The following is a 26,928-nucleotide window of genomic DNA, read 5'->3' as shown; positions in this document are numbered from 1 at the left end:
TGTCTGATATCAGACAGCTGTTTTTTAATTTACAAGTTCACTGCTTACGTTTTTCTCATATCTGAGTACAGGCTGCCTGGCTGCTTTCGTTTCATCCATTCTTTTGACGATTGTTGTATGCGGTGCCTCCTGTACGAGCTCCGGAGTTTCCTCTGCTTCTTTCGCAATTTGGATCATAGCATCAATAAACGCATCCAGCGTTTCCTTGGATTCTGTCTCTGTCGGCTCAATCATGATGCATTCCTCAACATTCAGCGGGAAATAAATCGTAGGCGGATGATACCCAAAATCGAGCAGCCGTTTTGCAATATCCAGCGTGCGCACCCCAAGCTTTTTCTGGCGTTTCCCTGACAAAACAAATTCGTGCTTACAATGGCGGTCAAACGGCAGATCGTAATAAGGGGCAAGCTTTCTCATCATATAGTTGGCGTTCAGCACCGCGTTTTCAGTAACGGCTTTTAATCCGTCTGGGCCCATAGAACGGATATACGTATACGCTCTGACATTGATGCCGAAGTTGCCGTAGTAAGGCTTAACACGGCCGATCGCATGAGGGCGGTCATAATCAAAAGTAAACCGGCCTTCTTTTTTGATTAAAACAGGTTTTGGCAGATAAGGAATCAGATCTTCTTTTACGCCAACCGGACCTGAACCCGGACCGCCTCCGCCGTGAGGCCCTGTGAAGGTTTTATGCAAATTAAGATGCACCACATCAAATCCCATATCACCGGGTCTCGCTTTACTTAACACGGCATTTAAATTAGCACCGTCATAATACAGCTTTCCTCCGGCTTGGTGAACGATCTCCGCCATCTCAGTGATCTGCTCCTCAAATAATCCGAGTGTATTCGGATTCGTCAGCATAAGAGCTGCGGTTTCTTCATTCACCGCTCTTTTTAAATCCTCTAAATCAACAAGTCCGTTTTCATTCGATTTCACCGTAACCGTTTCAAAACCGGCAACTGTTGCAGAAGCAGGATTTGTCCCATGAGCTGAATCGGGGACAATGACCTTTGTCCGTTTCATATCTCCGCGCGCCTCATGATAAGCGCGGATCATCATCAGTCCCGTCCATTCACCATGCGCACCCGCCGCGGGCTGAAGCGTGACCTCATCCATTCCCGTAATTTCTTCGAGATGCTTGCTTAAGTCATATAAAAGCTCCAAAGCGCCTTGCACTGTGTCTTCGTCCTGAAGAGGATGAATCGCGGCAAAACCGGAAATCCGCGCGATTTTTTCATTCAGTTTCGGATTGTATTTCATTGTACAGGAACCGAGCGGATAAAAGCCCGAATCAACCCCGTGGTTCCGTCTGGACAACGCTGTGTAATGCCGCATAATATCCAGCTCAGAAACCTCCGGCAGCTCTGCGTCCTCATCACGGATATAGCTGTCTGACAAGAGGTCCTCCACTTTCATTTCCGGTACGTCAAGCTCCGGCAGACTGTAGCCGACACGGCCTTCTCTTGAAAGCTCAAAAATAAGTGCCTGATCCTGATTATTCATGGCGATCCCCCAATTCCTGAATGAGTGCGTCAATTTCTTCTTTTGTTCTCAGCTCTGTTACGGCAATAAGCATATGGCGGTCAAGCTCCGGATACGTCAGACCCAAATCGTAGCCGCCGATGATCCCATTTGTCAGCAATCTTTGGTTTACCGATTTCACAGGTTCATCAAGTTTGATGACGAATTCGTTAAACATGGGCCCATCAAACATTACGGTGAGCCCTGCTTTTTTCGCTTCTTGCTTAGCATAATTGGCTTTGAAGAGATTTTGGCGGGCGATTTCTTTTACGCCGTTTTTCCCGAGAGCCGTCATGGCGACGGAAGCAGCCAGTGCGTTTAATGCCTGGTTCGAGCAGATGTTTGAGGTCGCCTTATCCCTGCGAATATGCTGCTCTCTGGCTTGCAAGGTAAGCACAAAACCTCTTTTTCCGTTTTCATCCTCCGTTTGTCCGACGAGGCGGCCCGGCACCTTTCTCATTAATTTTTTCGTGACGGCAAAAAATCCGCAATGGGGTCCGCCGTATGCTGAAGGAATCCCGAATGGCTGTGCGTCGCCAACCACAATATCAGCCTGAAAAGCGCCCGGCGGGGTCAGAAGTCCCAATGCAAGCGGATTGGCTGAGACAATAAACATGGATTTCCCCTGATGAGCGATCGGCTCAATATCCTTCAACGGCTCAACCCGCCCAAAAAAGTTTGGGTACTGCACAATGACTGCTGCCGTATCGTCACAAACAGTTTCGCGTAAAGCATCAAGATTAGTCACTCCATTGGCAGCAGGGACTTCAACAACTTCAATATATTGTCCTTTTGCATAGGTTTTCAGCACTTCTCTCGATTCAGGGTGCACGGTTGTGGACACCACGATTTTTTTCTTTTTCGTATGTCCGGAGGCAAGCATCGCAGCTTCCGCCAAAGCTGTGCCACCATCATACATAGAAGAGTTGCTGATATCCATTCCTGTTAATTCACAAATCATCGTTTGAAACTCGAAAATTGCCTGAAGCTCCCCTTGAGAAATTTCCGGCTGATATGGCGTATATGCTGTATAAAACTCAGACCTTGAAATGACATGATCCACAATAATCGGCTGATAATGATCATATACACCGGCGCCTAAGAAAGATGCGTATTGAACGGTATCACAGTTTTTAGATGCCAGCTTTGTCAGTTCTTTTGTTAATTCCGTTTCTGATTTTGCCTTTTTGATTTGATACTCTTTTTTAAATCTGACGTTCTCCGGTATATCAGCGAATAAATCATCGATCGTGTTTGCGCCGATGGCATCAAGCATTTCCTGTTTATCATTTTCTGTCGCGGGCAAATAGCGGTGCTTCATGTGTTGACCCCTCTCCAAAGAAAAATTTTAGCGTTTATAAAAAGGTGTTTTAACTACCTTTGCTTTTACTAATTTTTTGCGAATCTCCACTTCTACAACAGTTCCGATCTCACTCGCTTCAGCATCCACCAAGGCAAGGCCGACGTTTTTCCCCAATGTCGGTGACTGGGTGCCTGTGGTTACCTTTCCGACGGACTTGCCGCTTTGAAACACTTCATATCCGTGTCTCGGTATTCCTTTTTCAATCATTTCAAGACCCACGAGCTTTCGTTTCGCCCCATTTTCTTTCTGTTCACTCAATACAGACTTACCGAAAAAATCAGACTCTTTTTTGTGTTTTACGGCAAAGCCTATACCTGCTTCAACCGGCGTGATGTCCCGAGTCAGCTCCTGGCCATAGAGCGGGAGCTTCGCTTCAAATCTGAGTGTATCACGTGCGCCTAGACCGCATGGCACAAGCCCGTGTTCTTCACCTGCTTCAATGATTTGTTTCCAAATTCGGACGGCGTCATCAGCGCGGCAGTAAATTTCAAACCCGTCTTCACCCGTATAGCCGGTGCGCGAAATCAGTGCTTTGCAACCGCTGATATCAGCTTCATCAATAAATGCAAATGGTTTTAAAGCAGACACTTCTGCAGCTGTCATATGTTTCAAGATTGTTTCTGCTTTCGGACCCTGCACGGCCAGAAGCGCGATCTGATCTGACAAATTGTCAATCTGGACATCTCCTGCTGCGTGTTCTTTGAGCCAAGCAAGATCTTTATCTATATTAGAAGCATTTATGACAAGCAAATAGCGGTTTTCAGATTTTTGATAGATGAGTAAATCATCAACGGTGCCGCCATCCGGGTAGCACATCGCGGTATATTGCGCACGGCCGGTTTTTAACGCGGATACATCATTTGTCATCAGCTTTTGTAAAAAAGACAGACTGTCATTCCCTTTGATTTCGACTTCACCCATATGAGAAACATCAAACAGCCCGGCTGCTGTTCGGACAGCCTCGTGTTCTTTTTTGATAGAAGAAAATTGAACGGGAAGCTCCCAGCCTCCAAAATCAATCGTCTTCCCTCCATATTCCTTATACAATTCAAATAACGGCGTTCTTTTCAGCATCAAATTCCTCCCCTTTTTCAACGGCGCAGCTAAAAACACATACAAAAAAGGACAGAGAAACACCTCATATTAAATGAAGGTTCTCTGTCCTGGCACCTGAAAGTTTACTTTGCAATAGCAAAGACGTCCCCTTTGGTGGCTTGCGCATTTCACACAAACACTCTCCAGAGTTGCGTCGAGCAAGAGTTCTTTTGCCTGAGAGATTCACTCCGCAGCTTGCTCCTTCGGCGCCTGTATCCCGGTTTTCTCGGTCAGGTCTCTCCCCTTGCTGTCATTCGCTCATATTTTCATGCTGTTATGGACATACTATAGCAATATCTTACATCAAATACATACTCATATCCTACCATCATCACTATATGCGGGGCAACAGCAATTTGGGCGGATTTTTCTTATATTGTACATTTTAAAAATTGAAGAATATGAAAGGCGGTTTCACAGCAATGAATGCAGAAATAACATATGATACAAAATGGCCTGAAGAATTTGCCGATAGACTGAATAACGACGGTCCGTGGTCAAACTGGGAGCTGTACAAGCTTTCATCAGAAATTCAGAAAACATTGGCGATTCCTGAATTTGAAGGCTTGCGGGCTCCATTATATCTCCCTTCCTTTACGCCGCTTCCCCATCAGCTTGAGGTTGCGCAGAAGGTCGTTGAAAAAATGAACGGAAAAGCGATTTTAGCAGATGAAGTGGGGCTCGGCAAAACTGTTGAGGCTGGACTGATTCTAAAAGAATATATGATTCGCGGCTTAGCCAAAAAAATTCTGATCCTTGTGCCAGCTTCTCTTGTTTCGCAATGGGTAAATGAGCTTCAGGAAAAATTTTTGATCCCGGCTGTTGAGCAAAAGAAAAGCTATGTGTGGGAGCAGTGCGATATCGTCGTGTCCTCCATCGATACTGCAAAGCGTTCGCCCCACCGGGAAATTGTGCTGTCAATCCCATATGATCTCGTCATTATTGATGAGGCCCACAAGCTGAAAAATAGCAAAACCAAGAACTATGAATTTGTCCGGAATCTTGTAAAAAAATACTGCCTGTTGCTGACCGCGACGCCAATCCAAAACCGTGTTGAAGAAATTTTCAATTTGGTTTCCTTATTAAAGCCTGGTCATTTAGGCAATCAGAATCACTTTCAAGAAATGTTTTCTAAAAAGAAATCCAGCTTAGAAGCGCATGATCACTTAAAAGACCTAGTGAATAAAGTCATGATTCGCAACAGGCGGCATGACACCGGGCTGAATTGGAAGCAGCGCCGCGTCGAAACAGTGCCGATTGAATTTTCTCCATCAGAGCAGGCGCTTTACGATGAAATTTCCCGTCTGAAAGAAAGCATTAACAAACCGGCCAGCATGTTCTCCATTATGACACTCCAAAGAGAATGCTGTTCAAGCAGGGAAGCTGTGTACATGACACTGAAAAAAATGCTCGACCAAAAAGATAAACAGGCACCAGCCATTGATGAACACACCATTTCTATATTAATGGACCGCATCAATCAAGTGACGCAAAATTCGAAAGCCAATCAAGTCGTTGATCTGATTAAAAAGATAGACGATAAAGTCATTATTTTTACAGAATACCGTGCCACTCAAATTTATCTGCAGTGGTTTCTTCAGCAACACGGCATCAGCTCTGTGCCGTTCAGAGGCGGATTTAAACGCGGAAAAAAAGACTGGATGAAGGATCTTTTCCGCGGGAAAATTCAAGTGCTGATTGCAACTGAAGCAGGCGGCGAAGGGATCAACCTGCAGTTTTGCAATCACATGATTAACTATGACCTGCCATGGAATCCGATGCGGCTTGAACAAAGAATCGGAAGAATCCACAGGCTCGGGCAGGAGCGTGATGTTCATATTTATAACATGGCTACCAAACATACAGTTGAAGAGCATATTTTAAAGCTTTTATATGAAAAAATTCATTTATTTGAAAAAGTGGTCGGCGAGCTTGATGACATTTTAACAAAAATTCAAGTCAACAATTTTGAAGAGCACCTGCATGATATTTTGTACCATTCGGCAACCGAAGAAGAAATGAAAATTAAAATGGACAACTTAACCTCATTTTTGTCATATAAAAAACAGCAGCCCGCTGAAAAAAGAGGTTCTTAGCCGAAAAGGAGGTTTTACAAGTGAGACAGCAAGAGGTTCATCAATTTCTGCTTCGTTTTTTCCAGGCAAACAGCTGTCCGATCATCGACCAAGGCCCCGGTTACATGACGGTGCAGCTTACCGTTGAAATGGACAAACAGATCATGAATCGGCCTTTTTACTGGCACTGGCGCGAGAAGACCGGGGGTGACCCGAATCCGATGAAAATAACGTTCATTACAGATAAAGAGACTGCTCCAAAAGACCTAGATGGCGAATTTATTTATTTCGGGGCGCCACGTCTATTTCAAATATTTAAAGCTGTTAAACAAAATGGGAGATTTACCAGAATGTATGAGAAAATTGAATCAGGCGGAGCGAAAATTCCGCTTCAGCCTTGGCTTGGTATAAATGTCATGATTTCATACCAGTCCGACATGAAAAAGGATAAGCTATTGTCACTAGGTCTTCACCTTGTCTCTGGAACCATGATTGAAGATTTTCAAAGCAAGCTCATACAGCTTTCATTGACATCACAAATATGTGACTATTGTTTCACCATATCGCCTATGATTAAACCTGAAAGCGGTCTTAAGCGGATGGAGAGCTATATTACCCAGGCCGCTATGCAAGAACCGTCAGACTGGGCAGAGCAGGCGGTAAACAGGTGGCAAAACGATATGAAATTGCTTGATCAGTTTTATGAGCATACAGAAGAAAAACCAGAAGAGTACCACCTTGAAAAACAGGCGTTAAAAGCCTTGTATCAACCAAAGATATCAGTTCAGATCGAGAATGGCGGATTATTTTTTCTGCAAAATAATATTTCGAGCTAACTTTTTTCATATTCGACATCGTTCTCGTTTTTTTTGGAAAAATGCTATTATAATAAAGGTATATTGGAAAAAAATTCTGGCTATACAATTGGAAAATGACTTCCAGAGATCACAGAAGGCGTACATCATGGCCGGACTGGCTGAAATACATAAACAAGTATTTTAGGAGGAGAAACTGCATGAAAAATGCAAAACAAGAGCACTTCGAATTGGATCAAGAATGGGTTGAATTAATGATGGAAGCCAGAGAAGCAAATATCAGCCCTGAGGAAATACGCAAATATTTACTTTTAAACAAAAAGTCTGCTTATCCTGGTCCGGCAGCCAGAAGTCATACCGTAAATCCTTTCTGAATGTGCTATAATATCACAAGGAAGGTGATGACATTGATTGGCCAGCGTATTAAACAATACCGTAAAGAAAAAGGCTACTCACTATCAGAACTAGCAGAAAAAGCTGGGGTAGCGAAGTCTTATTTAAGCTCAATAGAACGAAATCTACAAACGAACCCCTCCATTCAATTTCTCGAAAAAGTCTCCGCTGTTCTGGACGTCTCGGTTCATACTTTGCTCGATGAAAAACATGAAACCGAATACGATGGTCAATTAGATAGTGAATGGGAGAAATTGGTTCGCGATGCAATGACATCTGGGGTATCGAAAAAACAATTTCGTGAATTTTTAGATTATCAAAAATGGAGAAAATCTCAAAAAGAGGAGTAGTGTCTGAGAAGAGGCACTTACTCCTCTTTTGTCAATGAACATAAGGAATGGCTCAGTACGCATGTACTGAGCCACCTCTTTTTTCTATTAATGTTTATCCTCGCTATGCGCTTTTTCATTTTCTTTAATGTAACCGTCTTTATCAGTATGTTCCTTTTTGATTGTCAAGCCATTCCACTGTGTAGCTTCGAATGAGAATTGAAGCTGTAAAGAGTTGCCTTGATATTTATTTTGAACCATTTGTCCCTTTTCATCTTTTGTTTTATCGTCTTTAAATTGAATTTCCATTTTAACCTGGTCAAAATCGGTTGGTGTTTTTGGAACACCATCATATTCAGGAGCGGTTTTACCGTCAATTGTCGCTATATTGACTTTTCCGCTTGCGTTTAAGAATTTAGGATCAATTTGTTTTTTAATTTTTTCAGTCGCCGTAGCATCATGCTTAGAGGACATTAAATATAAGTCTTTGAGGTTGGCATCATCCAAAATGATGTTTTTCGGATAGCCGTTGCCTCCCTCTTTGCCGACTGTCAATAATGTAACCTCAAACTGGCTGAGAAAATCTTCTGGAGATGTATTACTTCCGCCGTTGGCTTTAAATTCCCCATAATTCAGGGCCATTAATACCTCTTTGATCGCAAGTGAGCCGTTATTTTCAAATTGGAAATCTTTCGTCAATTTGTCTCCCGGCTTTAGATTTGATAAGTTGACACTTGCAGAATTTTCTTTAGCTGCTAAGTCAAGCGTACCAGATGCAAATGTAGCATCTGTTGATTTAATATCGTTAAATGCTGCCCATGTTCCTCCTCCTACTAATGCTAATCCTAGTGCTGCTGATGCAACTCCTAAACTTAATTTCTTTTTCATACCCATGGTAAACTCCCCTTTTATTGAATGATTATATTATCGAAACCTGTTGCCAGGTTTACAACTGATGTTAAGTGGACATCGTATTGTCCTTTGTCTCTGTTTCCAATGCTTTCGTCTTTCTTTCAATCTCTCTGATCGCACTGCTGATTGTCACAAAGGAGTAGATCAGCAGCATAACGCCTGGAACAATCAGTAAAATAGCAGTGCCGATCGGCTGACTGGCAAAATGAAGCATGTAGCCGGCATAAGGAAGCTGAAAACCTGTATATTGCGCGCGGACATTCTCATCCGACACAGGCGCAGAATCCGCTGCAGCATTATTATCCCCTTTTGTTTGGAATAACAAATGATCGCCTTGCTTTGTAATATCAATAATTCTATGGGTTACCGCAGTGTCTGCATCCTGCATAAATGTGATTACGTCTCCCTTTTGGAGCTTTTTCACATCTGTGATTTCTTTCACGAGAATTAATGAGCCTGTTTTAAATTCAGGGTCCATTGAGCCAGACAGTACTGATTTCAGCGTGTATCCGAATACTGCCGGCTCTCCCCCGGATGAACGTGTTGATATCACAACAAGCGTTAGCACAATAATCAGAGTAAAGATGATAACGTAAAGGATATTACTGATCAGCTTTAATGCTTTTTTCATCCTCTTCCCCGCTTTCCTTCTGAACTTGTTGATTTTCTTTGTCTTCAGTTACGTCTTTGTCAGCTGTTTTTTCTTTATCTGCTTCTTCTCTTCTGTCACTTTCTGCTTGATTGTGCTGAGTTTTCGCAGCCTGCTGACTTTCCTTTTTCGGTGCTGTCGGTTTTTCGTCACACTTCCCAATTGTCATTGGTTCAGACCACTCATACTTGCTGCCGTCCGCCGGATAGCCGGCCGGTTTATATACTTTAAACGCATAAATGCCAGATTTCACTTTTTTCTTTGTTTCAATGTTGTAAAGTGATTCGCCTATTTGGTTGGAAACGTATCCTTTATCTATTACGTTCCCGTCTTTTAGCGGTTTGCTGGTGTTTGCCAGTTTATGAAGCTCCCACTTCCATTTCGATTTCTTAAGTTTCTCGCCTCTGTTTTCCAGCTCGGCAAATAGACTGACAGGTGAACAGACAGTACCTTTTGTATCTGTTTGATTCACCACGTGTAAATCACTTTGGTCCCACCGTTTATCATAATGACAGTTTTTATCTGTATGCTGAAAGTTCTCACACGTTTGAAGCGAAACATCCAAGTTTTCAATATCATGAAAAGCAGCGCTTGTATCTCCGGTAAATTGTAAGCATATCGCGGCTGTCAGACTGAATATGGCTGAAAGCTGAAAAACAAGCAGCAATCTCAGTTTCATCTTAGCCTTATGCTGATTGCGGAACAATCGAAACATACCTTACCTCCTGTAAAACACTGTAACTAGATGTGACAATCGTTCTCTTTTAAGAACCGCACAAATTGAGTATAATCAACGAGTGACGGATTGAAAAACACCAAAATCCGCCATTTTGTTCGTTTAAGAGAATGTTTTCATCATATTGCATAGCCTTACTCAATATTGCTCACATTTTTAATTTTTTTGAATTTTTTGGGATTGTTATGTGAGAAATTAAACGCATATCAGGTTAACAATTGGCAATAATAAACAACAAAGAAAGGGTGACGGCTTATGATCAAACAATGTGTAATTTGTCTGTCTCTTCTAGGTTTCAGCACCGCTGCCGCTCAAGCAGAAGAAGGGCCGCTTGTATCCGCCCGCCACATGTCAAAATGGGAAGAGCTTGCTGTAAAAGAAGCAAAAAAAAGGTACCCGCTCGCACAGGTACTGGTTAAACAAAAAGTTTGGGACCGCAAAAGAAAAGACGAAGCTGTGAAGCAATATCATTTAACCCTGAGAGAAGGCTCAAAGGAATTCGGCGTGTTTGTCACGATTTCATTCGATCCTTATAGTCAAAAGGTGAATAAAATTGCAATTTTAGAAGAATATCAATAAGGTCCTCCATGTGAAGGACCTTGTTCGTTATATTGGTGCAATTTATTTTTTTCTTTTCAGCCATAGCCTAAAACCATAAGGCAAAATTCCAAACCAATGCTGAGAAGCCGGCGTTTTTGTTTCTTTTCGAACCTCTTTTCGTTCTTTTCGCTCATCTTTCGGAGTGTCTATATATTTTACAAATTGCTGAGTCATATATTTGACATAATCATTCGTTTTCACGTGATCACCTCATCATTCAGTTATTATGAAGTGTTGGCTCACACGACTTTTTTTATACACATCCCCCTGGTTTATTCTGTCCAGCTCAGCAGTTTTTTCTGATTTTGATCGAACAGCAGCTTGGCGCTTTTTTCTGTTCCCGACTCTGTGATGGCTTTGAGGGTGATTTCTTGCTGTTCTTTTATGGTTGTTTCGCGAATGTCATAAGAAACCTGTCCATATGGAAGCTGCTGTGAACCCTTTTGGCCTTGTCTGTGCTCAAGAATATGCCTGATGGATAGAAGCGCACCATTTTGCAGCAGATTTTCTCCTGTGTAATACTCTTTTGTTTCCTTCTCAAACATATGGCGGGAAACAAATTGAGAGGCGGTGTAATTCACAACCAGCATCACAAGGGCAAATGTAAAAAGAACGGCTGGATAGATAAACCCTTTTGAGCAGTGCATTCACCCACCACCTAATGACGTATATACCGGAACAGCGGTTTGATACTCTTTATCATTCTCACTCTTGACTTTCAGCCAAAGCATCCCTTTTCTAACCTCTGCTTTCATTGTTTTAATATGGCCAAGAATCGGAACATGCCCTTTCCCGTCTACTCTTTTCCTGATCATTGAATAGTAGATTTCAAAACGGACCTCTTGCCCAGACAGATTTCTGCAGATTAAGACGCTGCCATGCTCAGCTGTCTGCACAGTCTGCGACTGCTTGCACTCATTCATGATCTGCTCTACCGAAATGATCCATTCTCGCTGCATGAAGCCCTCATTCTCCTGTTGACGTGCCAAAAATAGATGAAAGAACATCGCTAACGATCCTGATATGAGCAAATAAGCAGAAAGCGAAAATAGCACATTAAGAAGCGTATAGCCAGTCTGTCCGCAAAATGCTGAGGCAAAATGGCTTGTCTTTATAGGCGTCTGATGAGATACATACGTTTTGATATTCTCCCTCCTCCTCCCATGTCATCGAGTATTTGTTATTGTTCATTGAAACAGTCTTTGATGAATTTCCTGCCCCTGTCAGCATATATTGGCCTATGCTTTCATTGACAAGCTGATAACCAATTTCTCTCGACTCCGCTATATGTTCATCAGCTATCAGCTTATCCCACATCGGCACAATTGTCAGAAGCATAAACAGCCATATGCTGAGGGCAGACATTGTTTCAATTGTAGAAAAGCCTTTATTTTCTCTCCACATTGACTCTTCCGCTCCCTAAATAAACTGTAATGTCATAGGCGGCATGCCCTTTTATACGTATTTTTCCGCCTATATTCGGGTGCCCTTTCTCATTAAATTCCAATCGGTCTTTTAGTGTCAGTGTCTCTGCTAAAAGACCATTATCATAAATACGGTCTATAACAGTGTCACCTATGATTACTTGATATTTTTTCTCTTGAAAAAGAATTTTTGTTCTTTGATGATTGGAAATTGCAGTCTGCTGCGCAAGTAAAATATCGTTTTTCAACTGTGATACTGTCTGCTGTAAAGCTGTATTTTCATAAACAGGAGGAAGCGTGGTAAACACCGCAATCAGCATAATAGAGGCGAGGCTTAAAACAAGCAGGCTTTCTAAAAGGGTGAAGCCAGCTTCTCCTTTTAATTTAATGTTCAACCTTAACCTCCCCGCCGGTAATGATAATTTGCTTTCCATTTGGACAAACCGCATCCTTTTTCACATAGCCTTCTGCCTGTAAATCGCCGAGGCTTGGTGTCTTCCCGTCATGATCGAGTTCATATGCTGTTACCTGCGCCTTTATCATGTTTTGCAGGCCTTCACAGCCTTTTTTCTGAATGGTTTGATTATGTTTTGTTACATTCGGTATGGTGATCAATAGCAAAATAGAAATAATAAAGAGCACGATTAGCATCTCCACAAGTGTAAACCCTTTCTCATTCATCAGCCTCTTCCTTTCACATTTGATTCATCATCTGATACATAGGCAGGAGCATCGATAAATACACAATTAAAATCATCGCTGCTACAAATCCATAAATAATGGGCTGAAGAATGCCTGTCCATTTTTGTGACTTGTCCTCAAGCCGCTGCAATATAAACTGACTGTACGTGAAGAGTTCCCGGTCCAAACGGCCGCTTAGCTGGCCATGAGATATTACTTTTGAAAAATCACTTTCGTAAAAAGGGTGTTTGTCTAAAGCAGTTTCAATGGTTTCACCGGCTTTTAACTGTTCAATCATTTGTTCAGCTTCGTGGCGGTAGAAAGGAAGAAACGTTTGATGTCTAAATGCTTTCAAACTGTCATAAATAGAAAGTCCTGATGCCAGAAGACTGCTCAGCTGTAAAGAAAAAAAGTAGCTGTTAAACAGCCTGACCAGCTTTCCAAACAGAGGAATACTTACGCAAATGTGCATTTGGCGGTCAGGGGATTTTTTCTTAAACACAAACCAATAATAAAGACCTATCCCTGCGGCCAAAATGGCCATTAATATGAAGACGGCATCAAGGTGCTGAAAAAACGCAAAAATGATGCCTGTTGTGCGTGAAGTTTCTACATTCATCGATTGATAAATACCGGAAAACTGAGGGATGATGATGTTTTGCAGCATATAGAGCATGACACCAACGGTAAAGATGAGAAAAAGAGGATATCTCAGCACCCTTTTAATATGCTCTGCCTGCGCTGTTTTTCGTTCCAGCAGCTCTCCGCTCTGAATCATGGAAGCCGGCAATTCTCCATGTGTTTCAGCAAAATAACAAATACCAATGGCTTCCTTATGAAATGACAAGCTCTTTAATACATGGTAAAACGATTCTCCTTCTCTCAGCCGTCTTATTGCGGCAGCCAAGTCCGCCAGCTGCCTTTTATTCATTTGCAGCTGCATTAGGCGCAACCCGTCTAAAAGACTGTATCCGCCCGCTGTCATTTCCCCCAGCCTTTTCAGTAAATAGGCTTGATCCTTTAACGGCCAAACTTTTCTAATCTGTTTCATGATAAACCCACCGGTCATAGTTATTTGTCGTTAAATAGCCGAGCGCAATCCCTTTTCTTATAATTTGACGCAGCGTTTGATATTGGTAATTTGCATTGTCCCCTTTTGCTTCCTGAATACACTGCTGAAGGTTTTTCCCGTATAGCAGCTCGTATACGCTTGCTCTCCTTATGTTTCGTGACAGTCGGCAATACACTGAAGAACATCCGTTTTCACAATACGGGCAAGCCAAATCAACTAAACGCTGAGCCGCTATCGCAATAACTGTCTGCTCGATTTCATTCATATTAATGCCAAATTCAAGCAGCCTGTAAATCGCGCCCTTGGCATCTCTCGTATGAAGGCTCGTCAGCACTAAATGACCAGTCATCGCTGCCCGCACCGCGATTTGGGCTGTTTCAGCATCTCTAATCTCACCTAAGATGATCATATCGGGGTCATGGCGCAAAATAGCCTTCAGCCCTGTGGAGTATGTGACACCGGCTTTTTCATTCACCTGCACCTGAAGAACATCTTCATCCCTCGTTTCCACTGGATCTTCAAGTGTGACAATGTTTCGATTAAAATGTTTTTTTGCATATTGAATCAGAGAATATAACGTTGTTGTTTTCCCAGAGCCTGTTGGTCCGGTAAAAATCAGCATGCCGTGGGAGTGTTTTAAAAATGAAAGCAAGGTGGCTCCTGTCTGTGGGAATAAAGACAGTTTATCAATCGAAGGGATATTATACTGAGGCATCACTCTGATGACGAGGCTTTCTTCGTTAATTGTCGGGAGCGTTGACATCCTTAAGTGAACGTCACCCTCTTTTAATTTTAGAGTAAGCGATCCACTTTGCGGCTTTCTTCTCTCCCCAATGTCCATAGCTGAGAGAAACTTAAAATGAGAAATGAGCCTTACACACTCTTCTTTTTTCATGTTTCGCTTTTTCAGCAATGCATTGTCAACCCGAAAATGGATGATCGCGTCCCGTTCCCTTGGCACAATGTGAATGTCAGAGGCCTTCGTCTTATACGCCTCTTCAATTAAGGTTCTACTTATGTTTTCTATCGAATCCAATTTGATTCCCTCTCCTTTCAAAGCGTATTGTAGAAAAAAGAAGACATAGTAATCAAACAAAGAAAATGTGATTTTCTGATCTATTTACAACCTAAAAAAATCATTTATCCCTATCAAAATAGAAATTCAGCTTTATTTAACACATGATTTTCGATTTTAATAAGGATATGAAAAGAGATTAAATGGACAGTGTACGCAGTCCGGCTCTGGCATCTAAGGAGGGAATGATAAAATCGGAGTTTGACGCTTACTAAAAACGGCGGATCAGTTTAGCGTATACAAAATAAAAAGGAAGAGGCAGCTACCTCTTCCCGACTGTTTGTTATGCTGATTTAGAAATGTCACTTAATGGTTAGGCTTTCTGGTCTGTGTCTTTCTTAACGGAAGGGTCGCCTAACGCAACAATACCCGTTAAACGTTCATTTTCAAGAATCGGTAAACGGGGGATTTGATGCTCTGCCATAAGCTGACTCGCTCCATCGTCAGACCTATCCAGATGACCGGCAACGATTTCTGTGCTCATGGATGTCATTAGCTTGACGCTTCTATTTGATCTTCAGCTAATGTTCTGGTGACAATGTCCCGATCAGAAACGAGCCTTGAAGTCTGATGATTCCACAAATTGGAATAGGACCGAGGTTGGAGTCTTTCATCTTTTTGGCTAGGTCAGTGACTGCTGCGGTCGGTTCGCAGCAGTCAAAGCTCTTTTCCCGAGTGCTATTTATTCTTTATCCGTGCACAAAAAATGAAATACCTACTGCCTGTGCCTTTTTCGTGAATTTTTTCTCTTCCTTTCTTGCAGCATATCTCCCGTCCAGCCTTTTTTCTTCAGATACAGGTAAATCAGAATTGTTGAACTGAAAATTAAAAATAGAGAAAAAAGATATCCGTATTTCCAATTCAGCTCCGGCATCACCGAAAAATTCATTCCCCAAAGGGCGCCAAGTGCTGTAATCGGCGTAAAAAGCGTCGTGAAAATAGTAAGGGCTTTTACGATTTCATTTCCCCTATGAGAAGTAATGACCTCTTCTGAATGCAAAAGGTTGTTAAGCTCCCCCTCAAATTCACTGATGTATGTGAAACCTCTGTCAATCTTCAGATGCGTGCGCCGATAATCCTTTTTCCCTTCATTTTGAGGCAAGAAGGTTTCTTTTAACGCCATCTCAAGTTTTTTGGCGCTTAAGATCAAGTTTTTCCAAATCATCAGCTCATGGCGCAGTAAATGAACGCGGTTTAAAATACTTTTGCTGTTATCATCCTTGATTTGCCACCTAAGCTCTCTCAATCTCACTTCAAATTTGTCGACACCGATTAAATAAGCATTCATTAATTCCCCTAGAAGTATTAAGAACCCCTCTATGGCATTGTCCGCTCTTTTCATTTGCTGGACAACTTGTTTCCCCTTAATCCCTTCTAATATAGAGAAATCAAAATTGATGGTGAAAAAATATTTCCGTGTGATATAAAAGTGAAATACGGTGTGATCCTGTTCTTCGTTCAACCCTTGATCATATACGATCGATCCGAATACCGCTTCATTCTCCGCTTCTGTTGTATCCACGCGCAAAAAGTTAATATGATGATTATTTTCAAACCATTTTTCACATTGCGGCCAATGAGAAAAATGGATCAGATCTCTTGCCTTATCTCTTTCCTGAGGCCCCATTTGGTACCAAAACCAATCTTCACCTGTATGTACCTTCATGTTACGATCCTCCAGACTTTTATTCTTTTGTTCTTTAATTGCCCAATGAAAAGCATTCCTAAACCATTTAGGCACTTTATCACATGTTTTGTGAGCTATTCCCGGTGGTATGGAATGTAGAAAGACATCGGAAAGGGAGGTGCATGCCTTCCTTGGAGAAGGCAGTTTATTTTGGAATTTATCAATTTATTAGCAGTCGCGTTTTTAATTTTGTTGACGGGATTTTTTGTCGCCGTAGAATTCTCGATCGTAAAAGTAAGACGATCCAGAATTGATCAGCTTGTCGCAAAAGGAAGAAAAGGGGCTAAAGCGGCAAAACATGTGGTCACTCATCTTGACGAATATTTATCAGCCTGCCAGCTGGGCATCACTGTCGCAGCTTTAGGACTCGGCTGGCTGGGTGAACCGACCGTACAGACTCTGCTTCGTCCGCTCTTTCATAAAGCAGGCTTAAACGAGTCGCTTACCCATCTTCTTTCTCTTATTATCGCCTTTTTAGTGGTAACGTATTTAAATGTCGTCATTGGGGAGCTGGCACCGAAGAGCTTCGCGATTCAAAAAGCAGAAAGCATTACGCTGATGCTCGCGAAACCATTAATCTGGTTTTATAAAATCATGTTTCCGTTCATTTGGCTCCTTAACCAGTCTGCCCGATTAATCACGGGGCTTTTTGGGCTGAAGCCGGCATCAGAGCATGAACTGGCTTATACGGAGGAAGAGCTTAGAGTACTGTTGACCGAAAGCTATAAAAGCGGAGAAATCAGAAAAAGCGAATTAAAATATATGAATAATATATTTACATTTGATAAACGAATGGCAAAGGAAATTATGGTGCCGCGAAACGAAATGGTCAGTTTGTCAATTGAGGATGACTCAATCCCAAGCATGCGGGAAACGGTTAAGCAGACCAAATATACCCGGTACCCGATTGTTAAGGAAGATAAAGATAACGTCATCGGTGTGATCAATATGAAAGAAGTGCTGTTTTCATTGCTGACGAAAGACTTTTCTTTTCAGAAGCACAAAATTGAACCCTTCATACAGCCTGTCATTCATGTCATTGAGACCATTCCGATTTACAAATTACTCATCAAAATGCAAAAGGAACGCACCCATATGGCGATTCTCATTGATGAATATGGCGGAACTTCAGGTTTGATCACCGTCGAGGATATTATCGAAGAAATTGTAGGAGAAATACGTGATGAATTCGATTCAGATGAAGTGCCTCATGTTCGTGAGCTGGGAAAAAATCATTATTTATTAAATGCGAAATTATTAATCAGTGACGTAAATAACCTGCTTGGAACTGATTTATCAGATGCTGAAGTTGATACGCTCGGAGGCTGGTTTCTCACACAGAACATAGACGCCGAGCCCGAAAGTGTCATTGAATATGATGGCTACTCATTCAAGGTTAAAGAAATTGACAGTCACCATATTTTGTTTATCGAAGTAAAAAAAGCTGAATAGCCCTAGCACAGGCTGTTCAGCTGTTGCTTCTCTTGCGTGTTGAACGCGCTTCAAAAAAACACATCAAGCAAGAAACATCTTAAGATTCTTGTATCTTAAATCCTTTATTGGCTAAAGCTTTAGCAAGACTTTGCTCTGTTTTCACCTTCGAAAAATCTAATCCGAGCTTCACAACAGTCTGGGCGATTTCAGGCCTGATTCCTGAAATAATCGTCTCAATGCCCAGCAGTTTAGTGCTGTCAATCACTTTAAAGATTTGAAAGGCAACCATCGTATCAACGATGGGAACACCGGATATATCTAAAAATAAATATGAAATCTTTAACGCCGAGCATTGGGCCAAAACGGATTCCAAAATGGTTCTCGCTCTGTACGTGTCAATTTCACCGACAAGGGGAAGAATTCCAATCTCTTTAGAAATCGGCATAATCGGTGCGCTCAATTCATTGATCATTTCTTTTTGCGCATTTAATTGGATCACCGTGACCTGGTGATATTCTTCTGTAAATACTTCGATAATCTCATCAATCGTTTGATTCAAAATCTTGCTCCACTCACATACATCCTGAATGCCGATTTCTTGGGAAGGAGCAGCTTCACTGAAATCCTGAATCCATTGCCACATAATGTGCCTAAACGCGTTAAACTGACCGACACTTTCCGTCACAGTCACCTCATGAACAGCACGGTCTCGGGCACATTGAAGTGACCATTGCTTAAGCTCATCCTTCACATCTTCTTTTCTAATGGATTTTGCTACAATCGCTACCAATGATTCATGCTGCTCTTTTAACTTTTGTTCTAATTTTTGCTGATCTTTAGCAGAATACAGTAAAGTTCCTTTTAACGTGCATGTTTCCAGCCATTGAAGTGTAATATCTTCTTTGTGCTCTGTTAAATACTGATCTAGAGCTTTCATTTCAATCGGTTACCTCCTGACCATGTTTATCTTTCAAAAAATTTATGATTGATTTGTATAACTTGTCTCACGTTACACATACTATTTTTACATACAGTGGGCTATAGCCAAGCGGTAAGGCAATGGACTTTGACTCCGTGATCGTTGGTTCGAATCCAGCTAGCCCAGTTTCTGAACCGTGAAAAACCGAAGATAAGCTGATTCAAGCAAATCAGCGGATCTTCGGTTTTTCATCATGCAGATTGATGAACCGTTTTCTTCTTCGATAGCTTTAACAGTTCTCCCGGATTGTATCCGATAACAAGCTTCCTGTTGTCCACGAGAATCGGACGGCGCAAAAGCTTCGGTTTCTCAATTAAAAGTTCAAGCACTTCGTTTACAGTCATATCTTCAATGTTTAAATTTAAATTTTTGAAGGTTTGGCTTCTTGTTGCTAAAATTTCGTCAATTCCTTCTGTCGTTAAAGATAAAATATACTTTAATTCATCCATCGTTGGTGTTTCTCTGAATAAGTGCCGTTCGTTAAATTCAATCTGGTGCGCTTTGAGCCAATGTTTTGTTTTTCGGCATGACGTGCAGCTTGGGTATGAGTAAAATGTTAATTGTTCCATTATGTTTTTTCCTCCTCCAGTTAACCATCTCTTTGTAGAATAACTACCCGTATCAATTTTTCTTTAAACCATTTATTGAACTTTTTTTCGGGTTATTTCTAAAAAACCGTACATATAATAGAAAACGCAATCAAAGGGTTAAATACCATTTTTCATATTAATAATGAAAATGTTTACATTTTTGTCCGTGATCTATTATAATAACAGTCAGAGGGACTCTCGGGAGGGGATAAAAAATGAATCGCATGTTCCGGGTGTTAGGATTTTGGACGGGAATATTTGCAGTCATGTTTTATTTAGGTGATATGAAAGATGCTTCCCTTTTATTTTTTGGACAGACGATCTTATTTGTGTTTCTATCGTATTTGAATTTAACAGAACGGATGTACATTTATATCTTTGGCGCTTATTTAACCATCTTCTTTGCCGGCTTCACATACTATTCCATTTTTATTATGGTACCAGGCGGCGGAGGACATTAAATGCAAAAAGAGACAAACCTCACCGGTTTGTCTCTTTTTCTATAATGAAAAACCATTTAAAAACGGATTTTGATCCTGCTCAGTCTGCACGTCAGTTTCAGGGCCATGTCCGCTTAACACCAATGTGTGCTCAGGCAGCGTAAGCAATTTTTCATGGATAGACGTAAGCAGCGTTTCTTGGTCGCCTCCATGTAAATCTGTACGGCCTATCCCGCCTTGAAACAGGACATCACCGGAAATTACCAGGTCGGCATCCTTCACGTAGTATGAAACGCTTCCTGGGGAATGTCCCGGTGTAAATAGCGTCTCCAGATGGAAAGGCCCGATATTCAGCTCACCGTCCCCTTCAATCAAATGATCTGCCGGCTTAGCTGTCACTTCTATCCCTCTCAGCATTCCTGAGCCGTTCAATGAGGCATCTGTAAGCCAATTCTTTTCATTTTGATGCAGATAGACAGGAATGTCCCATCTGTCTCTCACGTTATCCAGCGCCCCAATATGGTCAAAATGGGCGTGTGTCAGTAAAATGGCTAAAGGCGTTAATCCTTTTTCTTTTATGTATTGATTGATTTTATCTCCTTCGCCGCCCGGATCAAAAATCAGGCATTGATCATCACTGATTAAAAAATATGCATTCGCTTGAATCGGCCCTACAGGCATTCTTCTCCATTTCACTTTTCTCACCTCTTTCCTTTTTATGCTCCTATTATGAGGGTTTTTGAAAAAAGATTCAAACAATCGCTATGAAAACGCTATCGACAAACACACTGAAAACGGGTAGAATAAAAATGGAAAGAATTGCAGGTTTTTCAATGTAAAGGGGGCTGCGTAATGTTACTTGTCGTGATTTTCGGCCTTGTCGCTCTTTTCGCTTTATGGGGAGTCTTGCGTTCTGTGAAAAACAAAAATATACTTGGATTTTTATTAGCCGGAGCCACCTTGTGTGTGTTTGGCTGGTTTACAGTGATGACGGTGATAAACAGCGGTTATCCTACTGCACATTAAAACCTGTATCCAGTGGGATACAGGTTTATTTTTTATTGCTGTAAATGTTTATTCACGCTTTCTATTTTACTTTCAAGCGTCGTTTTTTTGTCCCGTCTGTCATCGATGCGAATGTTGGTCGCCACTCTGTGAAGCCCTTTTTGAAACGGCGCTTCGTGAATCGCCTGAATCACAGTGAAAAGGTCGCTGAGCTCGCCTTCAATCAATGTGTTCATCGGTGTCAGCTGATATTTGATTTTCCCTTCGGCTTTATAGCCCTCTAAAATTTTCTGCACATCCGCCACATAGGCGCTTACACTAGGTGTTTCTGTTCCGATTGGGATAATGGTTACATCTGCGATAGCCATTAATTATTCCATCTCCTTTTTATCAATGATGATTGGCTTCATTTCATGTGATATTAATGAAATTATGCGCTCAAAATGAAACCCGTACAACGCATATTTTCCGTTCGGGGATACTTGTATCGGCTCCATTTCAGGCAAAGTAAAAAGATCCTGCGCCTTTCCCGAGTTCATATCGATCGCTGACAGCTTATATGCATCCCCGCTTTCTTTAAACGTATAAAACAGTCCGCCACCCTCATCATAATCATACTCCATCGGAGCCAGGCTTGTATATTTGGTTTGGAGCGGCCATTCCGCTGTAACTGCTTCACCATTCGATTGCGGTGATGTAAACTCATACAAGCCGTTCTCTCCGGAATCTGCTTTGACGGTAAAGCTCATATCATGAAAAGAATCAAAGTAAAGGACATCCTCCTCCAGCTTTTTCTCCTTTTCAGAAGCAATATCATACGTATACAAAGAGCCTTCTTTATCGTTTCTTCCCTCTTTTAGATAGTCAAATGTGTTTTTTGAGGTCCAATGGACAAACGGAACCTGTATTGGACTTAAAGCAGATTTGTCTTTTTTGGCATCCACGTAATATGTATTGAAGTCCCAGTTTTCAGTGAATACCGTAACCATCATTTGATACGGATCATACTGATTCCATGCTGCCTCCAGCTCATACGTTTCGTATTCTTTCTGATACAGCGTCTCCCCTTTGTGATTCAGCAAAACTACTGTTGTCTGTTGGCTATGCGTGATCTGCAGCAGAATCATCTGTTTCTTGGGATTGATTTGAACATCAACGATTTGACCATCCGTCTGATAGAGCTTTTCCGTTTTGCCATTAAAGATTTGATATGCAAGAAGCTCTGTTTTTGTCGGATCTGAGGCTGTATACAGAATTGTGTTGTTATTGAGCCAACCTTCCGCTCCGTCCGCTTTTCCTGCTGGCAGCGGAACAATCTCTTTTTCCTCACTTTTTGCCGTCGCTGCCTGTTTTTGCTGCTGATGAGACGGTTCGCATGCCGATAAACAAACTAACAATGCTGACAGCAGAATCAAACAAACTGATCTCATCAGCCTCCCCCTCCGATCATATTTATTGTCCCATATTTGATACGGCACGAAAAAGAAAAAGTTTCAGTTAGTCAAGAAAAAATAACGACCTCCATAAGATCCCGCTTGTCGCCTGATAAATCTGTGTAAACTGCTCAAACGGCAAGGGATTTTGACCTTTTCCGAGTTCCACCGTATAACCTTCTTTAAAATAGTGATGAATAAACCAGTCGCGGAATCCCGCATAGCTGTCAATATCCTTGACACCTTTATAAATGTTTCCGCTTATCGTCTCAAAATCCTTTATTACAGAAGCCGATTCTTCAGGCTCAAGGCCTTTATATCCCCAATAGATTTCTTCTCCCTGAGTGTGAAGGGCCAGCAGCCTGTCAGGCGGATCCGCCGTTATCAGCTGCTGCATCGCAATGGATTCCGGCTCCGTGAGCGGAGAAGTTCCAGGAAAATCTCGGTAGCTGGGCATTTTCGGTTTTCGGTATTTTTCAATTTCCCATAAAGACGGGAATTGTTTATTTAAATCAACGCCGTTAATATTTGCCTTCCATTCATTAAAATCCGGACGATGGCAGTTTAGTCTTTCAAGTTCATCTCTCCTGTCCCCCATGCCCGCTGATCCGTGTAAGACAAGATCAACACCATCCGGATTCACAAGAGGAACAAGAGACAGAGAGGTTCGGCTGAACAGCTCCAAAGGAGTAAAGCCAAAGAAATTCGTATTATGACATAAAGAGAGGCAATATTCCTTCAGCCATTTCAGCAGTACAGATGTGGTAATCCACTCATTCGCATGAAACGATGCATTCATGTGAACTTTTTTGGAGGTATGCTCGCCACCAACTGTCAGCTCCCAGATCGGCCTGCCCAAAACGGAACGTCCGATTTCCCGGCATGAAACAAACGGAAACACATTGACTATTTTTTTTATTTCCTCTTCGACAGCAAAAAAGTCATAGATTTTTTCCTGCTCCAGCCAGTTATCAGCAGGCTGCAGCTGCAGCGGGTGTAAAAAGCGCTTTACTTCCTGAATGGATTGAAGCTCCTTATCATTGCCTTCTTCAATCTTATAACCAGGACAGTACAATTGATGTTTCTGTGCTGTTTGATTGGCACTTCTAAGCAATGTCTCATCTATCTTCAGTTCTCTTGCCACTAAAGCCAAATTGTGTTTGATCTCAGGTTTTATCGTAATAAACGCCATCATCATCCCCCTTTTTGTTACTATATGACGGCGTTTTTTAAAAAAGAAAGCCTCCCGCGTTTTTTGATACGGGAGACTTTATGATCATGAAGCCTGATCAAGAATTTGTTTTTCTTTTCTTTTTGACGAATTGTCCAGCCTTTCCTGATCATAAAATCGCAACAAATCTCCGTAAATGATTTCATCGGAAAGTGAAAGCTCCTGCTTCGCTTTATCTGCAAATGTTTCACATTGCTTTGCCTCTTTCAAAGGCTTTCCTGTCGCTTTGTCATAACATAGACCGTCAGTATACACGATCTGGTCTGTGATAAAGCTTCCATCACGCAGCACTGTAAAGTCCAGTTTATCGTCAGAAAGCAGATCGTTGCCGAATTGAATGAGGTTCTTTGTATCAATACCTAACAGATTCATCAGCGTCGGCCGGATATCGATTTGTCCGCCTACCTTGTCAATCGTTTTCGGCTTCTTGTCTGTAATTCCAGGAATATGAACGACAAACGGCACTTTTTGGAGTTGCACTTCTTCAAATGGTGTAATTTCTTTCCCTAAGTATTGTCCCATCGCTTCATTATGGTTTTCCGATATCCCGTAATGGTCACCGTATAAAACAATAATGGAGTTATCATATAAGCCGTCTTCCTTCAGCTTTTCGATAAACCGTTTCAGCGCCTCATCCTGATAACGCACAGTCGGGAAATACTTGTTTAACGTTTGGCTGTTTGAATCATATTCCTCAATCAATTTGTCCTCTTCATCAAGATCAAACGGAAAGTGGTTCGTGAGTGTGATCAGCCTAGAGTAAAACGGCTGAGGCAGGTTTTTCATCAGCTCTGAAGACTGTTCAAAAAATTCTTTATCCTTCAGCCCCCAGCCGACTGAATTATCGTCAGTAACATCATACGATTCAATATCAAAAAATGAATCATACCCAAATGAATCGTACATTAAATCGCGATTCCAAAAGCTTTTATTATTGGCATGGAGCACCGCTGAATAATACCCGTTATTTTTGAGAATCTCAGGCGCGGCCATGTATTGATTGCCCGCATTTGTAAAGAACACAGCGCCTCGCCCAAGCGGATAAAGTGAATTGTCCACGATAAATTCAGAATCAGAGGTTTTCCCCTGCCCGGTTTGGTGGTAAACATTACTAAAGTGATAGCTTTCTTTTATAAAATCATTCAAAAACGGGGTGATTTCTTTTCCGTTCACCTTTTCATTGATCACAAAGCTTTGCGTCGACTCTAGAGATACAAGTATGACGTTTCTGCCTTTTGCGGCGCCAAATAAGTTCTTATTGGCATCTTTCGCATTGGCTGTGACATAGTTTTCGATTTCCGTCAGGCTGTTGCTGTCAGCCAGCGCTCTTTGCGCGGATTGCTTCGACTGAAGTACTCCGTCATAAATATGAAAATTAAACAGGCTGATATTTTTAACGAGCATTTCTCTGTCAAATGAGCGTGTCAATAGCTGCGGCCGTTCTGCCTCAGACAGACCTAAGTTGAAGAAATAAACGGAAGCCACAAACAAAAAATATGCCGCCCGTTCATTTTTCGTGGAGGGGATGTCTGATTGAAAGGCTTTTTGACGCATATGAAGCCATATTAAAATCACGATATCTACAGCCAAAAGGAGGTCTGTCGGCTCAAGAAGCGTTCCGATGCTGCTTCCCAGATCACCCATATTGCTCGTTTGAAAAAGAACCGGAATCGTTAGGAAATCATTGTAAAAACGATAAAAAACCATATTCGCCAGCAAAACAAACGTGACAATACAACTCATGGCAATAATGTAACGATTTCTGTTTCTTCCCTTTAAAAACAGGCTGAAGCCAAAAATAAGCAGCAAAAAGCTCAATGGGTTGATAAACAGAATAAATTCCTGCGTAAGATTGTCAATTTTAATATGAAAACTGGTTTTGTAAACAACATACGTTTTCAGCCACATCATTAAAATGGCAATCAGCATAAATGAAATCATCGAAAAAAACGTTTTTCGCATTTCAACCTCCTATGCAGCACGCTCAAAAAAATCAGTCTATTCTCAACATTCTCATTAACATATCAAATTAAATCTTAACCTGAACATAACAAAAAATCAATTTCATTTTCACAAATTTAACAATTTTGGTGTTTCAGCCATTCATTCTTAGCGATCCAAGCTCCTCCGATAACGCCCGCATCATTTCCAAGCGCCGCAATAGATATATCAGCCGCTTCCGCAGCGCGCGGAAAGGCACATATACGGAATGTTTTTTCGACTTTGGATCTCAGCAATTCTCCGGCTTTTGAAACGCCGCCGCCGAGAACAATTTTTGACGGATTAAGCGAGCTGGCCAGATTGCCAAGCACCAGGCCGAGATGCTTTGCTACATAATCGACAACTTCGAGAGCTAATTCATCATTTTCATTTGCAGCTTCAAATACATCTCGAGCCGTTAAATGCTCAGATGCTTTTAATTGTGTCGGCTTTTTAGCTTCTGCAATTTTCTCTTTTGCAATTCTAACAATGCCAGTTGCCGACGCGATGGTTTCAATACAGCCTGTTTTACCGCAGTTGCACGGCGCCCCGCCTTCAGGGATGCTGCAAATATGGCCGATTTCTCCGCCAGCGCCATTTATTCCGTGCACAATCTCCCCATTCACAATAATACCGCCGCCAACTCCAGTACCTAGCGTAACGAGAATGACGTCTTTTGCGCCGTCACCCGCCCCCTTCCACATTTCTCCGAGCGCGGCAATATTCGCATCATTTTCTATAACCGCAGGGATGCCTGTTTCCGTTTCCAGATGATTTTTTAAAGCATAGTTTTTCCAGCCAAGATTCACTGTTTCATAAACGACCCCAGTTGCCATATCTACTGGCCCTGGTGCGCCCATTCCTATATATTTGACGATGTGCTTTGGTTTATGAAGCTCATCCAGCTTGCTGTCAATCGCTTTTGCTATTGTCACGGTAATGGTATCACCGGACTTATCGGTCGGCACTTCCCATTTATGCTGAATCTCTCCATATTGATTAATAAATGCGAGTTTTATCGTCGTTCCTCCAAGATCAATGCCCGCAAACCATACCTCGTCCATTTTTATCACCTTAACCTTTACGTAAATCTCTTTCGTTTCTTTGTTTGTTCCAGCTCTTTATGAAGGACAGCTGCGGCTTTAGCCCACTGCTCCTTCTCAATCATATGATTTATATATAGTTCCTTTAATTCATCGAGCATAAACTCAATTTCAAGCTCTCTGTCACCAAAGTAAACAATGTGTCCAAATGTTTTTAATAGCTGCTGTACATCATAAAATGTATTCATATTCCTCACCATTCTTGATCTTAACTATCAATAGCGTAGTCATAAAGAACCCGCCAGTCAAGAAGAAAACGCTGACAAAAATACCCGGAATTCATTCCTTGGCAAATTCAACGCT

31 protein-coding genes, 1 tRNA gene, 2 pseudogenes and 1 riboswitch are annotated in these 26,928 nt (G+C 41.7%); of the genes and pseudogenes, 9 read left to right on the top strand and 25 right to left on the bottom strand.

Features of this window, described 5'->3' with window-relative positions; translation table 11 throughout:
- Nucleotides 1-24: 24 nt before the first annotated feature.
- The 3 genes from gcvPB to gcvT are packed head-to-tail and all read right to left on the bottom strand — an operon-like array spanning nucleotide 25 to nucleotide 3,961.
- Nucleotides 25-1,506: an aminomethyl-transferring glycine dehydrogenase subunit GcvPB gene (gcvPB, locus tag LJF29_RS02935; RefSeq protein ID WP_229146871.1), complete on the bottom strand. Its 1,482-nt coding sequence runs from the start codon at nucleotides 1,504-1,506 to the stop codon at nucleotides 25-27.
- Nucleotides 1,499-2,845, bottom strand: coding sequence for an aminomethyl-transferring glycine dehydrogenase subunit GcvPA (gene gcvPA / locus LJF29_RS02930; RefSeq protein ID WP_229146870.1), 1,347 nt, complete (start codon nucleotides 2,843-2,845; stop codon nucleotides 1,499-1,501). The genes gcvPB and gcvPA overlap by 8 nt, the downstream gene beginning before the upstream one ends.
- Before the next feature lie 27 nt (nucleotides 2,846-2,872).
- Complete coding sequence (gcvT, locus tag LJF29_RS02925; RefSeq protein WP_229146868.1) at nucleotides 2,873-3,961, bottom strand: glycine cleavage system aminomethyltransferase GcvT; 1,089 nt, start codon at nucleotides 3,959-3,961, stop codon at nucleotides 2,873-2,875.
- A 173-nt stretch (nucleotides 3,962-4,134) separates the two neighbouring features.
- Nucleotides 4,135-4,236: riboswitch (glycine riboswitch) on the bottom strand.
- Nucleotides 4,237-4,404: 168 nt separating this feature from the next.
- On the opposite strand from gcvT, the gene LJF29_RS02920 reads away from it, so the two are divergent.
- From LJF29_RS02920 to sinR, 4 genes are all read left to right on the top strand, one after another.
- Nucleotides 4,405-6,078 (top strand): DEAD/DEAH box helicase, encoded by a 1,674-nt coding sequence (locus tag LJF29_RS02920; RefSeq protein WP_229146866.1) that lies wholly within the window; start codon nucleotides 4,405-4,407, stop codon nucleotides 6,076-6,078.
- 20 nt (nucleotides 6,079-6,098) lie between these two features.
- Nucleotides 6,099-6,893, top strand: a complete 795-nt coding sequence (locus LJF29_RS02915) for a YqhG family protein (RefSeq protein WP_229146865.1) — start codon at nucleotides 6,099-6,101, stop codon at nucleotides 6,891-6,893.
- Between the two features lie 179 nt (nucleotides 6,894-7,072).
- A complete protein-coding gene (sinI, locus tag LJF29_RS02910; RefSeq protein ID WP_010334916.1) occupies nucleotides 7,073-7,246 on the top strand; it encodes an anti-repressor SinI in 174 nt (57 codons plus the stop codon).
- A 33-nt stretch (nucleotides 7,247-7,279) separates the two neighbouring features.
- Nucleotides 7,280-7,615, top strand: a complete 336-nt coding sequence (gene sinR / locus LJF29_RS02905; RefSeq protein ID WP_003226345.1) for a transcriptional regulator SinR — start codon at nucleotides 7,280-7,282, stop codon at nucleotides 7,613-7,615.
- A gap of 87 nt (nucleotides 7,616-7,702) precedes the next feature.
- On the opposite strand, the gene tasA is transcribed toward sinR, so the two are convergent.
- The 3 genes from tasA to tapA all read right to left on the bottom strand — a co-directional run bounded on the left by tasA (nucleotide 7,703) and on the right by tapA (nucleotide 9,870).
- A complete protein-coding gene (gene tasA, locus LJF29_RS02900) occupies nucleotides 7,703-8,488 on the bottom strand; it encodes a biofilm matrix protein TasA (RefSeq protein WP_010334917.1) in 786 nt (261 codons plus the stop codon).
- Between the two features lie 64 nt (nucleotides 8,489-8,552).
- On the bottom strand, nucleotides 8,553-9,137 hold the full coding sequence (gene sipW / locus LJF29_RS02895; RefSeq protein WP_168748228.1) for a signal peptidase I SipW: 585 nt from the start codon (nucleotides 9,135-9,137) through the stop codon (nucleotides 8,553-8,555).
- Entirely contained in the window at nucleotides 9,109-9,870 is a 762-nt protein-coding gene (gene tapA, locus LJF29_RS02890) for an amyloid fiber anchoring/assembly protein TapA (RefSeq protein WP_229146863.1), read from the bottom strand. The genes sipW and tapA overlap by 29 nt, the downstream gene beginning before the upstream one ends.
- A gap of 276 nt (nucleotides 9,871-10,146) precedes the next feature.
- Between tapA and LJF29_RS02885 the strand changes: the two genes are divergently transcribed.
- Nucleotides 10,147-10,470 (top strand): YqzG/YhdC family protein, encoded by a 324-nt coding sequence (locus tag LJF29_RS02885; RefSeq protein ID WP_229146862.1) that lies wholly within the window; start codon nucleotides 10,147-10,149, stop codon nucleotides 10,468-10,470.
- A 42-nt stretch (nucleotides 10,471-10,512) separates the two neighbouring features.
- On the opposite strand, the gene LJF29_RS02880 is transcribed toward LJF29_RS02885, so the two are convergent.
- The 10 genes from LJF29_RS02880 to LJF29_RS02835 all read right to left on the bottom strand — a co-directional run bounded on the left by LJF29_RS02880 (nucleotide 10,513) and on the right by LJF29_RS02835 (nucleotide 16,409).
- The gene (locus LJF29_RS02880) at nucleotides 10,513-10,692 is read right to left on the bottom strand and encodes a YqzE family protein (RefSeq protein WP_003236949.1); all 180 of its coding nucleotides are present in this window, start codon (nucleotides 10,690-10,692) and stop codon (nucleotides 10,513-10,515) included.
- 71 nt (nucleotides 10,693-10,763) lie between these two features.
- The gene (gene comGG, locus LJF29_RS02875) at nucleotides 10,764-11,138 is read right to left on the bottom strand and encodes a competence type IV pilus minor pilin ComGG (RefSeq protein ID WP_229146861.1); all 375 of its coding nucleotides are present in this window, start codon (nucleotides 11,136-11,138) and stop codon (nucleotides 10,764-10,766) included.
- Nucleotides 11,139-11,546 carry a competence type IV pilus minor pilin ComGF gene (comGF, locus tag LJF29_RS02870; RefSeq protein ID WP_324255106.1) on the bottom strand — a complete coding sequence of 136 codons (408 nt, stop codon included), beginning with the start codon at nucleotides 11,544-11,546 and terminating at the stop codon, nucleotides 11,139-11,141.
- Nucleotide 11,547: 1 nt separating this feature from the next.
- The gene (comGE, locus tag LJF29_RS02865; protein ID WP_229146860.1) at nucleotides 11,548-11,895 is read right to left on the bottom strand and encodes a competence type IV pilus minor pilin ComGE; all 348 of its coding nucleotides are present in this window, start codon (nucleotides 11,893-11,895) and stop codon (nucleotides 11,548-11,550) included.
- Complete coding sequence (comGD, locus tag LJF29_RS02860; protein ID WP_229146859.1) at nucleotides 11,879-12,310, bottom strand: competence type IV pilus minor pilin ComGD; 432 nt, start codon at nucleotides 12,308-12,310, stop codon at nucleotides 11,879-11,881. Before comGD ends, comGE begins: the two co-directional genes overlap by 17 nt.
- The gene (comGC, locus tag LJF29_RS02855) at nucleotides 12,300-12,596 is read right to left on the bottom strand and encodes a competence type IV pilus major pilin ComGC (RefSeq protein WP_010334925.1); all 297 of its coding nucleotides are present in this window, start codon (nucleotides 12,594-12,596) and stop codon (nucleotides 12,300-12,302) included. The genes comGD and comGC overlap by 11 nt, the downstream gene beginning before the upstream one ends.
- A gap of 13 nt (nucleotides 12,597-12,609) precedes the next feature.
- Nucleotides 12,610-13,647, bottom strand: a complete 1,038-nt coding sequence (comGB, locus tag LJF29_RS02850) for a competence type IV pilus assembly protein ComGB (RefSeq protein WP_267495948.1) — start codon at nucleotides 13,645-13,647, stop codon at nucleotides 12,610-12,612.
- Nucleotides 13,634-14,704 (bottom strand): competence protein ComGA, encoded by a 1,071-nt coding sequence (gene comGA, locus LJF29_RS02845; RefSeq protein WP_168748237.1) that lies wholly within the window; start codon nucleotides 14,702-14,704, stop codon nucleotides 13,634-13,636. The genes comGB and comGA overlap by 14 nt, the downstream gene beginning before the upstream one ends.
- Nucleotides 14,705-15,056: 352 nt before the next feature.
- Nucleotides 15,057-15,236, bottom strand: coding sequence for a hypothetical protein (locus tag LJF29_RS02840; protein ID WP_229146858.1), 180 nt, complete (start codon nucleotides 15,234-15,236; stop codon nucleotides 15,057-15,059).
- Nucleotides 15,237-15,458: 222 nt separating this feature from the next.
- Nucleotides 15,459-16,409: a magnesium transporter CorA family protein gene (locus tag LJF29_RS02835; protein WP_229146857.1), complete on the bottom strand. Its 951-nt coding sequence runs from the start codon at nucleotides 16,407-16,409 to the stop codon at nucleotides 15,459-15,461.
- Nucleotides 16,410-16,552: 143 nt separating this feature from the next.
- Here LJF29_RS02835 and LJF29_RS02830 point away from each other — a divergent pair.
- Nucleotides 16,553-17,882, top strand: a pseudogene (locus LJF29_RS02830) (hemolysin family protein).
- Nucleotides 17,883-17,961: 79 nt separating this feature from the next.
- Here LJF29_RS02830 and LJF29_RS02825 read toward each other — a convergent pair.
- On the bottom strand, nucleotides 17,962-18,801 hold the full coding sequence (locus LJF29_RS02825; protein WP_229146856.1) for an STAS domain-containing protein: 840 nt from the start codon (nucleotides 18,799-18,801) through the stop codon (nucleotides 17,962-17,964).
- Between the two features lie 97 nt (nucleotides 18,802-18,898).
- Here LJF29_RS02825 and LJF29_RS02820 point away from each other — a divergent pair.
- Nucleotides 18,899-18,969: transfer RNA gene (locus LJF29_RS02820), tRNA-Gln, on the top strand.
- Between the two features lie 65 nt (nucleotides 18,970-19,034).
- Here LJF29_RS02820 and mgsR read toward each other — a convergent pair.
- Nucleotides 19,035-19,415, bottom strand: coding sequence for a transcriptional regulator MgsR (mgsR, locus tag LJF29_RS02815; protein WP_026014741.1), 381 nt, complete (start codon nucleotides 19,413-19,415; stop codon nucleotides 19,035-19,037).
- Nucleotides 19,416-19,648: 233 nt separating this feature from the next.
- Between mgsR and LJF29_RS02810 the strand changes: the two genes are divergently transcribed.
- The gene (locus tag LJF29_RS02810) at nucleotides 19,649-19,894 is read left to right on the top strand and encodes a DUF2626 domain-containing protein (protein WP_003226300.1); all 246 of its coding nucleotides are present in this window, start codon (nucleotides 19,649-19,651) and stop codon (nucleotides 19,892-19,894) included.
- A gap of 39 nt (nucleotides 19,895-19,933) precedes the next feature.
- On the opposite strand, the gene LJF29_RS02805 is transcribed toward LJF29_RS02810, so the two are convergent.
- On the bottom strand, nucleotides 19,934-20,569 hold the full coding sequence (locus LJF29_RS02805; RefSeq protein WP_229146855.1) for an MBL fold metallo-hydrolase: 636 nt from the start codon (nucleotides 20,567-20,569) through the stop codon (nucleotides 19,934-19,936).
- 156 nt (nucleotides 20,570-20,725) lie between these two features.
- Here LJF29_RS02805 and LJF29_RS02800 point away from each other — a divergent pair, with 156 nt between their 5' ends.
- Nucleotides 20,726-20,899, top strand: coding sequence for a DUF2759 domain-containing protein (locus LJF29_RS02800; RefSeq protein ID WP_010334935.1), 174 nt, complete (start codon nucleotides 20,726-20,728; stop codon nucleotides 20,897-20,899).
- A gap of 32 nt (nucleotides 20,900-20,931) precedes the next feature.
- Here the strand turns inward: LJF29_RS02800 and LJF29_RS02795 are convergent, their stop codons facing one another.
- From LJF29_RS02795 to LJF29_RS02770, 6 genes and pseudogenes are all read right to left on the bottom strand, one after another.
- Nucleotides 20,932-21,246 (bottom strand): MTH1187 family thiamine-binding protein, encoded by a 315-nt coding sequence (locus LJF29_RS02795; RefSeq protein ID WP_010334936.1) that lies wholly within the window; start codon nucleotides 21,244-21,246, stop codon nucleotides 20,932-20,934.
- Between the two features lie 3 nt (nucleotides 21,247-21,249).
- A complete protein-coding gene (locus LJF29_RS02790) occupies nucleotides 21,250-22,308 on the bottom strand; it encodes a hypothetical protein (RefSeq protein ID WP_229146854.1) in 1,059 nt (352 codons plus the stop codon).
- Between the two features lie 67 nt (nucleotides 22,309-22,375).
- Nucleotides 22,376-23,506: a M14 family metallopeptidase gene (locus tag LJF29_RS02785; RefSeq protein ID WP_229146853.1), complete on the bottom strand. Its 1,131-nt coding sequence runs from the start codon at nucleotides 23,504-23,506 to the stop codon at nucleotides 22,376-22,378.
- 81 nt (nucleotides 23,507-23,587) lie between these two features.
- Entirely contained in the window at nucleotides 23,588-25,504 is a 1,917-nt protein-coding gene (locus LJF29_RS02780) for an LTA synthase family protein (RefSeq protein ID WP_229146852.1), read from the bottom strand.
- 116 nt (nucleotides 25,505-25,620) lie between these two features.
- Nucleotides 25,621-26,586 carry a glucose kinase GlcK gene (gene glcK / locus LJF29_RS02775; RefSeq protein WP_229146851.1) on the bottom strand — a complete coding sequence of 322 codons (966 nt, stop codon included), beginning with the start codon at nucleotides 26,584-26,586 and terminating at the stop codon, nucleotides 25,621-25,623.
- A 10-nt stretch (nucleotides 26,587-26,596) separates the two neighbouring features.
- Nucleotides 26,597-26,813: pseudogene (locus LJF29_RS02770) on the bottom strand (YqgQ family protein).
- Nucleotides 26,814-26,928 lie beyond the last annotated feature (115 nt).

Source organism: Bacillus sp. LBG-1-113 (assembly GCF_020708615.1).
Taxonomy (GTDB): Bacteria; Bacillota; Bacilli; order Bacillales; family Bacillaceae; genus Bacillus; species Bacillus mojavensis.
The sequence above is the reverse complement of the archived record's forward strand: the minus strand, read 5'-3'. Positions and strand labels throughout refer to the sequence as shown.